A 15,230-nucleotide genomic window follows, 5' to 3' on the forward strand; every position below is an offset into this window, starting at 1 on the left:
CTGACTAAAGGCACTATGCTCAACTTTACTGATATCCCAACCTATCTTGGCTGGAGATTCACCGATCTACAACCAGGCACATTCAAAAGAGACAAAGCAGACTTTGCCCACATGGATTTCCCCATACTTTCGCCAAGACCCACTCATGGGCCAGATACCAGGCCACTTGAAGAATGTGAAAAATCAGGCCCGTTCATCTACTTTGTAATCGACAGATCGGGAGCAATTTGCTACATCGGCAAGACAGAAGAGGTCGAACGGCCACTGTACCGATGGATACGAAGAAAGTTGAACGAGCCCAAGAACGAGCCAGAAAGCTACTACTGGACACATGCAACAAAGAGTGGTGGCACAGTCTTTAATATCGCGGACGGAATAAGGCAAGCAAAGGGGCCATACACATTTCGCTATGCCGTTCACTCCGAACTGATTCATTTCTTCGGGCAGCGAGATGAGTTGTCGCATCACATGAACTCTAACCAGTCTTTGGAAGTTATCGAACGAATTCTCACCCGCGAGATGACTCCGTTATGGGATGGTGGCAAGAAGAAACGTACCAACTAACGCCTCATGGCGGCGATAAGTGCAGGAGAATTGAACCCAGTCAACGCAAGGAAACGACATGGTAAAACGCCAAATCTTTATTGATACAGAAACGACTGGGCTCAGCGCAAGTGGAGGTCACCGAATTGTCGAACTGGCCGCAGTTGAGGCCATAAATAGAAAGCTGACGGGAAAGAGCTTCCACACGTACCTCAACCCCGGACGTGCGATCGATCCCTATGCGCAGAAGGTCCATGGACTAAGCATTGAATTTCTAGCCGATAAGCCGCGGTTTGCTGACATTGCAGAAGGCTTTATGACTTTCCTGCAGGGGTCGGAATGCTTGATGCACAACGCACCCTTTGACACCGGGTTTATCAATGCGGAGTTGGAAGCCGCTGGCTACAGCGATCGTCTGCAACAGATTGCAGACATCGTTTGCACAGTGAATCTGGCCAAGTCCCGCTATCCTGGGGAATCGGCGTCGCTAGATTCTCTGATCCAAAGATCCGGGAATTCGACGAAGCGAGGCCACCACTCCGCGTTGGAAGACGCGCAACTCTTAGCTGATGTTTATTTCAGATTATTTGACAATCCAACTGACGAATCCATCTCGCCCATCCGAACAAGAACCCCAATAACCAAACCATTTGCAGGTCAAACAATCACACCGGAACGACTCGGCATGGAAAAAACGATTGAGCTCACGGCCAGTCGCGCAGAAACGTTCTTCTATCGCGATATGCATAAGCGCATCATTGACCACCGGGTAGTCAACGAGATGCGTTGGAAAGGCGTCGTTGGACCTTTGCTCTATGCAGTCGCAGACCACGCAGGCCAAGTTCGATACCTTGGGAAATGGGTGACTAGCACGGCTTTGAATGCCCGCTGGATCCGGCACAAAACCATTCATCACCAGGAATCTACCCGCAACATCTACCTGTCTGAACTTGATGCCGGCCGCGGTCCGCTTGCCGTATGGTCCATATCAGTCGACGAACTCAAGCGAAAACTCCCAAGCAATGTTTCCGCCTTGCATCCTAAGGACATAGCCGTTGGCCTTGAGGCACTCTGGATTCAGCGATGGAAGGATCAGCTCAAATGGAATACTAGGACTGAACCAGTTCCAATGGGCTTCGGTGATGGAGATTACTGGTGCAATTGAGTCTGAGCGCGGCCTCATGCCCTTCACGTTACCAGTAGTTGGGCCACTCACATTCCGACCGTTGACCCCTCTTAGGACGGATGGTGGCGGGCGATGAGATTATTGAAATCATCGCCAAATTTCCGACTGACAGCCTGCAGGCTGAGTGGCCGGTATCGGGCAGGCATTGTCATTAACCCTACAGCAGCTGTCAGTCTTCACAAGACTGCCATGGGAAAAACCTCAATGACTGCTTCCGCCCGCGTTGCAGCCCTTCGGCTTTAGTTTACGAACGTCCGCTTTGCCCACGCGTCGGAAAAGTGGAATGTTTAGTGGCCGACAAGTGAAAAGTTCAAATGCCTGAACGTATTTTCGATTTATATAAATCAACGGCTTGCGGATTGGGGGAGTGGAAAGATCAGTGGCGTTCCGCAGCTGGCCCGGGGGCGAATGGGCTGCGATGGTCACCCTCGCGTTCCCGCCGGCTGACTCGCCACGTTCGGGTTCAGAGACTGCCCCTCCAGTCCGGCCTGCGCCAAGTCAAATAACACCCCAGTGTTGAAGCCAAAAAAGGGTGCCGAAGCACCCTTTCCTTGGGTGGCGGTTGCCCGCCTCGACCTCATCCCAGTTTCACGCTGCTGCGGTCCGCCGTCAAATAGCCCACAGCCGCCCCAAATCTGTCTTTGTAGTTGGCACGTACCAATGGGTCCAGCGTGGCTTGTACCTTGTCGTGCAGGCCTTTTTCCCAGTCGCCCGCGTGCTGGAAGTTACTCATGATGTAAGTCCAGCCATTGATGTCGTCCACAGATTGCAAACCGGTCGATTCCGCGCCTGCCGGGCAAGACATCAGCCGCGACAACTGCTTGGTGTCCACGTTGTATGCCCACAAGAAATTGTTCACATGGCGTCCGCTGTCTTCGCCAATGAACAAGGTGCGCATTTTTTCCGAGAACTTGATGTTGTCGGGGTTAGCGATCTTGTCGGCGTGCGAAATGTTGCCCAGTGCGTCAGGTGTCGCCAAATCTTCACCAATCAACGCTGCAGGCGCGGCCATGTCCACCGGAACCCAGTCACTGTCGATGGCCATACCGGCACGGTCCTTTTGGGCACCTTTGAGGTTGAGCGCATACACCGCGCCCGATTGAGGGCCCTGTACTTTGATGTCGCCCGAGCCATTCAGCATGGAGTCCTTGATGTAACTCATGGCTGAGTAAGCGATCTTGTCTTTGGCGTTGACCGTGGTGCCTTCCATTTTGCTAAAGCCCAGGCTGGCGCCCACGAGTGCCGCATAGCGATGGGTTTCAAGGAACGCCGCCGCTTTTTCCATGCCGGGCTTGAGCTTGACCCAGTTGGTCTTGCCGGCAAACGGAATTTGGGTGTAGCTGGCGTCTTTGGGGTCAGCCGTTTTCACGTCCATGATGTCCGACGGTTTGATCGAATCCGCCAGCTTTTCGATGTCTTTGCTGGTGGCATGGCCCAGCTTGATCCACGACAGTGTTGCGCTGCCCGGGCCAACACCGGAGGTCTGGTGCCACTTGGCCACGTACAAGGTACCGGCAGACAACTGCGCCGCTTTGTCAGCCACAAACATGAACAGGCCACCATTGGTGAAATCGTCACCCATCAACACCGTGCGCTGATCGGGCATGACTTCAACCAACTCGTGCGAGATGCGACCCATGCAGAAATGTTTGGCAATCGAGCCTGTGCCGTCCGGGTTGACCGTCACCTCAGGCAAGTGCCCGTAGTGGTAGGGGTTTCCTACGGTCTCATCACTAAACAAATTTTTGCTGAACGCTTTGAAGCGCTTGTCGCCCGTGTTGAAGGCGTCAGGCTCGTACTCCTCGCTCGACAGGTGCGTGTTCCATGGCGACAGGCTGGCGCCGCAAGTGATCCACAAGCCGTTCACCGAGGAGGTGTCCACGTTGTGATAACTCACCAAGCTCAGCTTGCCAGTGGCCTGGTCTTGGTCCAGCGTCAACACGGCAATGGGGGACGGCAAGGTGCCGTAGGCTTCGGCGTTGCTTTGGTCGCGCGTGGTGTATTCAAACTGGACCACGGCAAATACGGGCTTGCCTTTGACACCCGACACCTTGGCATTTGCCAACTGCAACAGCGAAGTGCCATCAGGGCAATCCGAGAAGAACTGGCGCTCTTTTCCGGCCACGGAGCGATCAATGATGGGCTTGTTCAAAATGTCGTAGTAACCGCCGCTCAAAATCGAGCCGCCTTTGCCGTCAGACACCCTGTCACCTGTGATGAAAAAGGGCTGGTAGGCCAGCTTGTAGCTCTGCTTGCTGCCGTCGCGCAGCATGACATTCAGACTCGAACCCACGGTGGTGGCCGCCATGGCCGCTGGGTCGGCCAAAGTGGGGACGGCCATCGACGTGAAGGCGGTGGACAGGTAATTGCCCATTGCCATGGCGGCGCCGGTGCCACCTGTTGACGCGCAAGCGGTCAGCAGTGATGAGACCGACATCACGCCCAAAGGAAGCATGGGCGCGCTGGCAAGAAACTTGAGGGCCTGGCGGCGGGACGGTTGGGACAAATTGGGCATGAATACTCTCAAATGGGGTGGAAATAAGCAATTCACCGCCAAAGCAGCGACTGCGGGCTGGAACAAACCAGCGCCCATCGTAAGAAAGTGATGTGACATTTTGGTGAAAACACCCCACCCATCGTCAATCACCCCGACCCGTACCCATCCTTAATTTGCTGGGCGCGCAAGGCGACCCAGTGCCACCTCAATCTCTTGCACCGCCTGCATGGTTTGCAGCACCCGGTCGGGCGTCAGGCTGATGCTGTCAATGCCCAACTCCACCAAATAGCGGGCCACCTCAATGTGGTCGCTTGGGGCTTGGCCGCAAATGCTGGAGTGGCGCTTGTTGCGTTGGGCGCCTTCAATGGCCATTTTGAAGATTTTGCGCATGCCAGGGTCTTGTTCGTCAAACGAGTCAGCCACGATGGCGCTGTCCCGGTCCACGCCCAGCGTGAGTTGAGTCAGATCGTTGGAGCCAATGGAGAAGCCGTCGAACAACTCCGAGAACTCGTCAATCAGCAGCACGTTGTTGGGAATCTCGCACATGACGTAGACCTCCAGCCCGTTTTCGCCCCGCTTGAGGCCATGGCTTTCCATCGCGGCCAGCACCTTGCGGGCCTCGTCCAGGCGGCGGCAAAACGGCACCATCAGCTTCAGGTTGGTCAGCCCCATGGTCTCGCGCACCCGCAACATGGCCGCACATTCCAGCGCAAACCCTTCCGCATAAGCCGGGTGGATGTACCGCGCCGCGCCCCGGAAACCAATCATGGGGTTTTCTTCATGCGGCTCAAAGTCGCGCCCACCCAAGAGTGCGGCGTACTCGTTGCTCTTGAAGTCCGAGAGGCGAACGATCACCGGTCGCGGATAAAAGGCGGCGGCAATGGTGCCCACGCCTTCCGCCAGCTTCTCCACAAAGTAGCTGGCGCCATCGGCATAGCCGACCGACAGCGCTTGCACCTTGGCCCGCTCGGCCACGTCGGTGATGCGGTCGGGGTGCAACACCGCCATGGGGTGCACCTTGATGTGCTCATTGATGATGAACTCCATGCGCGCCAGGCCCACGCCATCGCATGGCATCTGGCTGACTTGAAACGCCAGCTCCGGGTTGCCCAGGTTCACCATGATGTGAGTGTTGGGGCGCTTCAGGCCAGTCAGGTCGGTCACCAGTTTATGAAACTCCACGGCCCCTTCGTACACCTTGCCCACCGCGCCTTCCGCGCAAGATACGGTCACCAAGTCGCCGTCTTTCAAGGTTTCACTGGCGTGCTCCGCCCCCACCACGGCAGGAATGCCCAACTCTCGCGCGACGATGGCCGCATGGCAGGTACGCCCACCCCGGTTGGTGACGATGGCGGCCGCCGTTTTCATCACCGGCTCCCAGTCCGGCGTGGTGGTGTCAGCCACCAGCACTTCGCCTGGCCTGAACGCCGCCAATTGAGTGGCGCTGTTCACGACCCGAATTTTGCCGGTGGCAATCTTGGCGCCCACGGCGCGACCGGTGGCTCGCACGGCGGCGCTGCCGTCCAGCACGTATTCCTCCAACATCAGCGCATTGCGCTGGGAAATGGCGGTTTCAGGGCGGGCCTGCACGATGAAAATCTCACCCTCCGGCCCGTTCTTGGCCCACTCAATGTCCATGGCCCGGCGCTCGCCCGCCAACTGGCTGTAATGGTCTTCAATCTTGATGGCGGCATCGGCCAGCACCAACACGTCCGCGTCGGTCAGGCAGTAGCGTTTGCGGTCCGCCTTGGGTGTGGGGCGATTGATGACCGGCTCGCGGGTGCGGCCTGGTGCGTACACCATTTGCACCTGCTTGTCACCCAGCGTCTTGCTCAACACGCTGCGAAAGCCTTGTTTGAAGGTGGGCTTGTGCACATAAAACTCGTCCGGGTCCACGGTGCCTTGCACCACGTTTTCACCCAGCCCCCAGGCGCCGGTGATGAACACCACATCCGGGTGGCCAGACTCGGTGTCAATGGTGAACACCACGCCGCTGGAGGCTTGGTCGCTGCGCACCATTTGCATCACCGTCACCGACAGAAACACCTTGAAATGGTCAAAGCCGTTGTCAATGCGGTAAGAAATGGCCCGGTCGGTGAATAGTGAGGCCTGACAGCGCTTGACGGCGTCAATCAGCATCTCTTCACCTTGAATATTGAGGTAGGTGTCGTGCTGGCCCGCAAAGCTGGCGGTGGGCAAGTCTTCAGCGGTGGCGGAACTGCGCACCGCCACACTCAAATCATCCCCACTGGCCGCCTTCAGCGTGCGCCAGGCTTCGCGCACCTGTTGCTCCACCGCCTTGGGCAAGGGCGCGCCGTAGACGATTTCCCGCGCGCGGGCACCCACTTTGGCCAGCGCCGTCACGTCGGTTTTGTCCAAGTTGTCCAGCAAGCGGTGCAACTCAGGCCAGGCATCAGCCGCATCCAAAGCGTCTTTGTTGGCGGGTGCCGTCACGGCAAAGCCATCGGGCACATGCACGCCCAAGGGGGTGAGTTGCTGGAACATCTCGCCCAGGGATGCATTTTTGCCCCCCACAACCGGTAAATCAGTCAGCGAGAGTTCACGGAACCAGCGGATGTAATCGGTCTCAGGCATGTCAATCTCCTCCTTGGGTTTAGCCTTTCATCTTGCGACTGACCGGGCGCCGTCGTTTTGACCCACATCAATATTGCACTGAACGCGTCACACCAAACTCATCGTCCCCGTTTATTCGATATCGAAGTATTTGAGAGCAAAATCGGGCTGTAGCGCATGATCCACCTGAGGGATAAGCTCTCATATCTATAGCAATTTATCCAATCAACGCGAGCGTCACAGCACTGACATCCTGCGCCCAAACAATGGCAAACACCTCTGTTCATGGAGACTCTTGATGGATCGACGACACTTTTTGAATCACAGCGTTTTGTTGGGCGGCGCCAGCGTGGTCGCGCCACCAACTTGTTGGCGCAAACCGCGCCGGCCGTGATTACCCGCGATGGCATGCGCCCCCAAATGGCCCATGGCGTTCAGAGCGGCGACCCACAGCCAACAGCGCCATCATCTGGACCCGAAGCGACCGCCCCGCCCGCCTGTGGTTGGACTGGGCCACCAGCCCCAGCTTTGCCAACGCCACCCGGGTGCGTGGCCCCCACATGCTGGAAGACAGCGACTTCACCGGGCGCGTGGATTTGACGGGCTTGCCTGCCGGCCAGGACATTTTTTACCGATTGGTATTGCAAGACCTGCACAACGAACGTGTGCTGTCCGAGGCCCTGCCCGGCCACCTGCGTCTGCCTGGCGCAACCGGCCGCCAGCCCGCCCGCGATGTGCGTTTTACTTGGAGCGGCGACACCGCTGGCCAGGGCTGGGGCATCAACGAAGCCTGGGGTGGCATGAAGATTTACGAGCAGATGCGCCTCGTCAACCCCGACTTCTTTTTGCACAGCGGCGACACCATTTACGCCGACGGCCCGATCACGGCCGAGGTCAAACTCGCCGATGGCACGGTATGGAACATCCTAGTCACCGAAGAGGTGCGCAAAGTAGCCGAGACGCTGAACGAGTACCGTGGCCGCTACCGCTACAACCTGATGGACGCCAACGTGCGCCGCATGGCCGCTGACGTGCCGCAAATCTGGCAATTGGACGATCACGAGGTGTGCAACAACTGGTCCGACTCCAAAGACCTGAGTGCAGATGCCCGCTACACAGAAAAAAACGTGCCCTTGCTGGTGGCCCGAGCCACCAAGGCCTTCCACGAATACGCCCCCTTGCGCTGCACGGCCTAGGTAGAGAGCGAACGCGTCTACCGCCATTTGCCCCAAGGCCCACTGCTGGATTTTTTTGTAGTCGACATGCGCAGCTACCGCGGCCCCAACACCGACAACCTGCAGACCTCCGAGTCGGACACCACGGTCTTCATGGGGCGCCCACAAATCTCTTGGCTATTAAAGGACTTGAAACAGTCGAAATCCGTGTGGAAGGTGATTGCCGCCGACACGCCCATTGGCCTGCATGTGGGCGATGGCAAAGACCCCCAAGGCAAGGACCGCTGAGAAGCCATTGCCAACGGCGAAGACGGTGCGCCGAAGGGACGCGAACTGGAGATGGCCCACCTGCTGCGCGAAATCAAACGGGCGGGCATCAAAAACGTGGTGTGGCTAACGGCCGACGTGCATTACACGGCCGCCCACCACTTTGACCCGGCCAAAGCCCAGTTCACTGACTTTTCGCCCTTCTGGGAGTTTGTGTCTGGCCCGCTCAACGCTGGTGGCTTTGGTCCCAACAAGACCGATGCCACTTTTGGCATGCAGGTCATGTACCAAAAAGCGCCCACCGAAGTGAACGCCCCACCCACCAGCGGCATGCAGTTTTTTGGCTAGGTCGACATTGACGCCAAAACCCGCGCCATGACGGTCACACTCAAGGACATTGCCGGTGCCTCGCTTTACACCAAGACGCTGGCGCCGCAACGCAGCTGAAAAAGAAAAAGGCGGTCGCTGACTGCGACCGCCTTTGATTGACCAAACCACCTTCCGGTGGTTTCTTACATTTAGCGCTTGGAAGGGCGACCCGTTTTGATGGTGGGAACCATTTTCAAAGCCGCCACATAACCGGCGTCGGCCATGGACGCCAGGGCCTTGATACCGGCACGAATCAACTCGCTCTTCTTGACCGCATTGCCCAGCTTGCCTGCGCGGTGCTTGAGGCTGGCCAGAATGTCGTACTCAGGCTTGGGAATGGTGAAGCTGTCGCGCACCAATTTCGCCTTCTTGACTTTGACGGCCTTCGCAACTGGCGCCTTTGCAACCACCTTGGCGGCTGGCTTGGCTACCTTTTTGGTCACGGCTTTGGGCGCGGCCTTGGCTGGTGCTTTAGGGGTGGTCTTAGGCGCCGATTTGGCAGCCACTTTGGGCGCCAACTTCGCTGCGGGCTTAACTGCAGCTTTGGCTACGACTTTGACGGGTGCTTTGGCTGGCGACTTGGCAGCAGCGCGCTTGGCCGGCTTGACGGACTTGGCCGCAGCTTGCTTGGGCGCTTCAACGGGCGCGACGACCACCGCTTTGGCGGCCGGCTTGGCTGCAGGCTTCACGGCCGATTTAACAGCAGGCTTGCTGACTGATTTGGCCACGGCTTGGGTTGGCACTTTGGCCTTGGCGATTGCCTTGGGCTTGCTTGCGACCTGGGCCGGTGCCAGCTGTTCAGCGGTAGGCGTCACAGCCGCCGGTGCTTTTCTGGCGGCCCGTTTGGCGGGTACTTTGGCGACGGGAGCGGGGGCGGCCTCCACGGCGACTTCTTCGACGGGGGTGTTGACGGGTGCGACGTCAACCACGCTGGTGGACTCGGACTGGGCCGACACAATCTCTTCAGGAGTGGATTCTGTGACAGCGGTTTCTGTGGTGTTCATGAGTGTGCCTTGATTAAACGAGGTAAACAGTTTATATCGTTTATTGAAAAACAACCAGGAGCGATCTTGGTATGCCCTTGTGCCAGAAAAAATTTGGAAGAATTAGCCGGCCGGCGCTTGCCTGCCTTTGACTATTCGCTATCAATAGATGGGTGATGAAGACCACCCCAATAAAGAGCCCCTGCCAAAGGGGCTCTTTATTTAATCTCAGGTCAAGGCAACGGCGTCAGCTTGGCCACACTCAGGGCCAGCCACTTCACCCCATGACGGGGAAAGTTGATCTGCGCGCGGGCGTCGTCGCCTGTACCTTCCAGGTTTTGCACCGTGCCCTCGCCAAACTTAGCGTGAAACACATTCATGCCGGCACGAATGCCATGTGATGGCGCGGCCTTTTGACCGGGCACAGGCGCGGGTGCCGAGTACTTGTCAAAATTTGTGCCGAATGAGCCTCTAGTGCCTGTGTAGCCTGCGGAAACCGCTCCTGAAACAGGAGCATATCCCGCGCCAAACCCGGGGTTCTTGGGTGTGATCCACTTCAGCGCCGGCTCGGGCAACTCCTCAAAGAAACGGCTTTTCAGGTTGTAGCGGGTCTGGCCGTGCAACATGCGCGTCTGGGAATGGCTGAGGTACAAGCGCTTGCGAGCGCGGGTGATGGCGACATACATCAGGCGCCGCTCTTCTTCCAGCCCCTCCCGGTCGCTCATGGAGTTTTCATGCGGGAACAAGCCCTCCTCCATGCCTGTGATGAACACACAGTCAAATTCCAGCCCCTTGCTAGAGTGCACGGTCATGAGTTGAATGGCGTCCTGTCCGGCCTGGGCCTGGTTGTCACCCGCCTCCAGCGCAGCGTGCGACAAAAAGGCGGCCAGTGGCGACAGGGTCTCGCCTGTCTCGGCGTCGGGCGCGGCCTCTTCGACAAACGGCTGACTGAAGTCCAAGCCTTGTGATGCCGGGGATTGTGTCAACGCTTGCCCTTCATCGTCCATCGGAACGAGCGAGGCGTCACGGCCAAAGTTCTCAAGCGACACAAAGCTTTGCGCCGCGTTCACCAGCTCCTCCAAGTTTTCTACCCGGTCGGCACCCTCGCGGTCGGCGCGGTAGTGAGTGAGCAAGCCGCTGTGCTCCAGCATCATGACCACCATCTCGCTCAGCTTCTTGTCCTGCGTCTGCTCGCGCAGCACGTCGATGCCGGCCAAAAAAGCACCAATCTTGGTGCCGGCCTTGCCACCGAGGCCGCTGACGGCATCGCTCAAGGCGCAGCCATTGGCCCGCGCCACGTCTTGCAACTGCTCCAGGCTGCGCAGGCCAATGCCGCGGGGCGGAAAGTTCACGGCGCGCAGAAAACTGGTGTCATCGCGCGGGTTTTCCAACAGGCGCAGGTAAGCCAGCGCGTTCTTGATTTCGGCCCGCTCGAAAAAGCGCAGGCCGCCATACACCTTGTAGGGCACGCCGTGATTGAACAAGGCGGTCTCAATCACCCGGCTCTGGGCGTTGCTGCGGTACAGCACCGCAATCTCCTTGCGTGGCACGTCATCGCGAATCAACTGGCGCATCTCGTCCACCATCCACTGCGCCTCGGCAAAGTCACTGCTGGCCTCGAACACCCGCACCGGCTCACCGGGGCCCTGGCTGGTGCGCAGGTTTTTGCCCAGGCGTTTGTTGTTGTGGCTGATCAGCTCGTTGGCGGAGTCCAGAATATTGCTGCCGCTGCGGTAGTTTTCTTCCAGCTTGATCTGGTGCTTGACCTTGAACTCACGCACAAAGTCCGTCATATTGCCCACACGGGCGCCGCGAAAAGCGTAAATACTCTGGTCATCGTCCCCCACCGCCAACACGCAACCACTGGGATTAAAGCTGGCGGCATCGTCCACCGAGCCATGGGCGCCGGTGCCGGCCAACATCTTGATCCAGGCGTATTGCAGTTTGTTGGTGTCCTGAAACTCGTCAATCAGGATGTGGCGAAAACGGCGTTGGTAGTGCTCGCGAATCGGATCGTTGTCGCGTAGCACCTCAAAGCTGCGCAGCATCAGCTCGCCAAAATCGACCACGCCTTCGCGCTGGCACTGCTCCTCATAGAGCTGGTAAATCTCCACTTTTTTGCGGGTTTCGTCGTCGCGCACATCCACCATGTTGGCGCGCTGGCCGTCTTCCTTGCAACTGCCAATGAACCACTGCATTTGCTTGGGCGGAAAGCGCTCTTCGTCGAATTTGAACTGCTTGTACAGCCGCTTGATGGCTGACAACTGGTCTTGTGTATCCAGAATCTGGAAACTCTGCGGCAGGTTGGCCAGCTTGAAGTGGGCCCGCAAAAACCGGTTGCACAAGCCATGAAAAGTGCCAATCCACATGCCATGCACGTTGACCGGCAACATGCTGGACAAGCGCGTCATCATCTCCTTGGCGGCCTTATTGGTAAAGGTCACCGCCAAGACGCCACCGGGCGACACCTGCCCGGTTTGCAGCAGCCAGGCAATGCGGGTGGTGAGTACACGGGTCTTGCCAGACCCGGCCCCGGCCAGAATCAAGGCGTGCTCGGCGGGCAAGGCCACGGCGGCGCGCTGCTCGGGATTGAGATTATTCAGGAGGGGGGAGTTCTGGTCGCCCGGAGTGGTGTTGGCTGCAAACATGCCCCTATTGTAGAAAGCAGGCTCCGGACAAACTCGATAGAATCAATCATCGGGCCCAAGCATTTGTGGCCCGGTTTTTTGTTTATGCCGTCCACACGACTGCGCTGAACAAGGTCCGGGTCCACTCCAAGCGCTCTTCTATCAACCGTTAGACGCAGGACCTTACGCCATGGAAATCTTTGATTACGACAACATTCTCTTGCTCCCCCGCAAATGCCGCGTGGAAAGCCGCTCCGAATGTGATGCCAGCGTGACGCTGGGCGAGCGCGAATTCCGCCTGCCCGTGGTGCCAGCCAATATGAAAACCGTGGTCAGCGAAGAGATTTGCATCTGGCTGGCCGAGAACGGCTACTTCTACGTCATGCACCGCTTTGATCTAGACAACGTCAAGTTTGTGCAAGACATGAAGGCGCGCGGCCTGTTTGCCTCCATCTCGCTGGGCGTGAAAAAACCCGATTACGACACCGTGACCAAGTTGCTAACCTTGGGCCTCGTGCCCGAGTACATCACCATCGACATCGCCCATGGCCACGCCGACAGCGTGCGCGACATGATTATTCACCTGAAAGAAAAGATGCCAGCCGCCTTCATCATTGCCGGCAATGTGGCCACGCCCGAAGCCGTCATTGACCTGGAAAACTGGGGCGCCGACGCCACCAAGGTTGGCATTGGCCCCGGCAAAGTTTGCATCACCAAGCTGAAAACGGGGTTCGGCACCGGCGGCTGGCAATTGAGTGCGGTGAAATGGTGTGCCCGGGTGGCGACCAAGCCCATCATTGCCGACGGCGGTATCCGCGAGCACGGCGACATTGCCAAATCCATCCGTTTTGGCGCCACCATGGTGATGATTGGCTCCATGCTGGCCGGTCACGAAGAAAGCCCGGGCAAGACGGTGGAGGTGGACGGCCAACTGTTCAAGGAATACTACGGCTCGGCCAGTGACTTCAACAAAGGCGAATACAAGCACGTGGAAGGCAAGCGCATTCTGGAGCCGGTCAAAGGCAAGCTGGCCGACACGCTGATCGAGATGGAGCAGGACATCCAAAGCTCGATCAGCTACTCCGGCGGCAAAAAGCTGATGGACATTCGCAAGGTGAATTACGTCACACTGGGTGGCGACAACGCCGGAGAGCATCTGCTGATGTAAACCCGTCGGGCGCTGCATGCGCCCGTTTAATAATCAGGGAAGGAGCAACCATGAATATCGCGGTATTGGGCATTGGCGCCATGGGCTACCCCATGGCGCTGCGCCTTATTGAGGCCGGGCACACCGTCCACGTCTGGAATAGGACCGCCTACAAAGCCGAACGCTTGCGCCCCTTGGGGGCCACGGTGCACGCCGCAGCGGCGGATGCGGTGCGGTCGGTGGACACCGTGATCTGCCTGCTCGAAAACGGACCGGTGGTTGGTGACGTGCTGTTCAACCAAGGCGTGGCACGCGCGCTGAAGCCAGGCGCTCTGGTCATGGACATGTCCTCCATCCAACCCGCAGAGGCACGCGACCATGCGGCACAGCTTAGTGAAATGGGTACCCTGCACCTGGACGCCCCAGTGTCAGGCGGCACCCATGGCGCGCAAGACGGCACCCTGGCCATCATGGTGGGCGGCCAAGTCGCAGTCTTCAATGACATCAAACCCGTGCTGGATGTGTTCGGGCGAGCCACGCACGTGGGTCCGCACGGATCGGGCCAACTCGCGAAATTGGCGAATCAGATGATTGTGGGCATCACCATCGGGGCGGTGGCGGAAGCGCTGCTGCTGTGTGAGAAAGGCGGCGCCAGCATGGCCAAGGTCAGGGAAGCCATTACCGGCGGGTTTGCTGACAGCCGAATTCTGCAGGTTCACGGTCAACGAATGATTGACCGTGACTTCACACCCCATGGCCGAATGTCGATCCAACTCAAAGACCTGAGAAACGCCCTAGCCACGGCCGAGGCGATTGGCCTGAGCGCGCCGATTACTCAACTTTTTGAAAAACTCTACGCCGATGGAATCGACCACGGGCTTGCCGATTTGGACCACGCCGGTCTTTTTGTTGAACTTGCGAGCCGCAACGGCATGAATTGACCGATTCGGCTGCTATACTTTTGATCCGTACTAATTAACTGGCGCGGTAAAAAATGGGATGTTAGCTCAGTTGGTAGAGCAGCGGACTTTTAATCCGTTTGTCGTGGGTTCGACCCCCGCACATCCCACCATTTTTTCGATAAAAAGGCCTTGTTGCACACAGCGACTAGGCCTTTTTTATTCGGCGAACGGCGAGAGCATGGACTGCTGTCGAAGTGCCCAGGCCTTGAAGTGGCGAACAGTCTCTGATGTGCCGCAAACCGACAGCCGAAATACCCCACCCGTAACAGGCTGTTACGGACATAATTTCCTGATCTTCGTTTGACGCACCAGTCATGTCAATGCAACCGTCGGATCTTCATCAAAAATGCGATGCCTTGCACCGCAGGTGGCGAACCTATGTGGCTTCGCCTGGGTTCGAGCCCTTCGTTGAGTTTGCGGTTTGCATCTCCAGCTTTTCCGAGTTTCTTCAAGGCAGGGGACTCTCGGGACTGCATCAGACCGCCCACCAATTGGAGCAACAGGTGCTTACCCTGTTTGATGACGCAGACCGTTACCCGATACCGCATGCAACCGTTGAGGCACTGAATTCCGGTCTGGAAACTCTGGTGAGCCGGGTGACCCTGTTCATAGGCACCAATCAGCGACTGGTGTCGCAACTGGCCGCCACCTTGACGCCTGATGCGTCCACCGAATTGTTGTCGATGCCTCGAATCTGGTTTATTGGCGATATCACTCCGACATCTGAGACGCTGTTGACGCAGTTGACGCAGTTGAAAGATTTGGGCATTCACACCGAAAAACACCTTCTCAAGGACCTTTCACTGAATGCGGTCGGTCCCCAGATATTTTTAACTGAATGCCGGGGCCACACCGCTGGATGAGGCTTGCAAAAACATCAAAACACTTCGCACCCGATTC

9 protein-coding genes, 1 tRNA gene and 1 pseudogene are annotated in these 15,230 nt (G+C 57.8%); 7 read left to right on the plus strand and 4 right to left on the minus strand.

Annotated features, from left to right (window positions below; genetic code table 11):
• Positions 1 to 15 precede the first annotated feature (15 nt).
• Positions 16 to 564, plus strand: coding sequence for a hypothetical protein (locus J8G15_RS08505; protein WP_210547058.1), 549 nt, complete (start codon positions 16 to 18; stop codon positions 562 to 564).
• A gap of 58 nt (positions 565 to 622) precedes the next feature.
• Complete coding sequence (gene dnaQ, locus J8G15_RS08510; RefSeq protein ID WP_210547059.1) at positions 623 to 1,708, plus strand: DNA polymerase III subunit epsilon; 1,086 nt, start codon at positions 623 to 625, stop codon at positions 1,706 to 1,708.
• A 598-nt stretch (positions 1,709 to 2,306) separates the two neighbouring features.
• Here dnaQ and J8G15_RS08515 read toward each other — a convergent pair.
• A complete protein-coding gene (locus J8G15_RS08515; protein ID WP_210547060.1) occupies positions 2,307 to 4,244 on the minus strand; it encodes a PhoX family phosphatase in 1,938 nt (645 codons plus the stop codon).
• A gap of 150 nt (positions 4,245 to 4,394) precedes the next feature.
• Positions 4,395 to 6,821 (minus strand): phosphoenolpyruvate synthase, encoded by a 2,427-nt coding sequence (gene ppsA, locus J8G15_RS08520; RefSeq protein WP_210547061.1) that lies wholly within the window; start codon positions 6,819 to 6,821, stop codon positions 4,395 to 4,397.
• Positions 6,822 to 7,303: 482 nt separating this feature from the next.
• Here ppsA and J8G15_RS08525 point away from each other — a divergent pair.
• Positions 7,304 to 8,590, plus strand: a pseudogene (locus J8G15_RS08525) (alkaline phosphatase).
• A 170-nt stretch (positions 8,591 to 8,760) separates the two neighbouring features.
• Here the strand turns inward: J8G15_RS08525 and J8G15_RS08530 are convergent.
• On the minus strand, positions 8,761 to 9,615 hold the full coding sequence (locus tag J8G15_RS08530; protein ID WP_304621858.1) for a hypothetical protein: 855 nt from the start codon (positions 9,613 to 9,615) through the stop codon (positions 8,761 to 8,763).
• A gap of 212 nt (positions 9,616 to 9,827) precedes the next feature.
• Positions 9,828 to 12,242, minus strand: a complete 2,415-nt coding sequence (locus tag J8G15_RS08535) for a UvrD-helicase domain-containing protein (RefSeq protein ID WP_210547062.1) — start codon at positions 12,240 to 12,242, stop codon at positions 9,828 to 9,830.
• 169 nt (positions 12,243 to 12,411) lie between these two features.
• Between J8G15_RS08535 and J8G15_RS08540 the strand changes: the two genes are divergently transcribed.
• From J8G15_RS08540 to J8G15_RS08555, 4 genes are all read left to right on the plus strand, one after another.
• Complete coding sequence (locus J8G15_RS08540) at positions 12,412 to 13,389, plus strand: GMP reductase (protein ID WP_210547063.1); 978 nt, start codon at positions 12,412 to 12,414, stop codon at positions 13,387 to 13,389.
• A gap of 50 nt (positions 13,390 to 13,439) precedes the next feature.
• On the plus strand, positions 13,440 to 14,309 hold the full coding sequence (locus J8G15_RS08545) for an NAD(P)-dependent oxidoreductase (RefSeq protein ID WP_210547064.1): 870 nt from the start codon (positions 13,440 to 13,442) through the stop codon (positions 14,307 to 14,309).
• 55 nt (positions 14,310 to 14,364) lie between these two features.
• Positions 14,365 to 14,440: transfer RNA gene (locus J8G15_RS08550), tRNA-Lys, on the plus strand.
• A gap of 204 nt (positions 14,441 to 14,644) precedes the next feature.
• Positions 14,645 to 15,193, plus strand: a complete 549-nt coding sequence (locus J8G15_RS08555) for a hypothetical protein (protein WP_210547065.1) — start codon at positions 14,645 to 14,647, stop codon at positions 15,191 to 15,193.
• Positions 15,194 to 15,230 lie beyond the last annotated feature (37 nt).

The sequence above is a fragment of the Rhodoferax sp. PAMC 29310 genome (genome assembly GCF_017948265.1).
In the GTDB taxonomy this organism is placed as follows: domain Bacteria; phylum Pseudomonadota; class Gammaproteobacteria; order Burkholderiales; family Burkholderiaceae_C; genus Rhodoferax.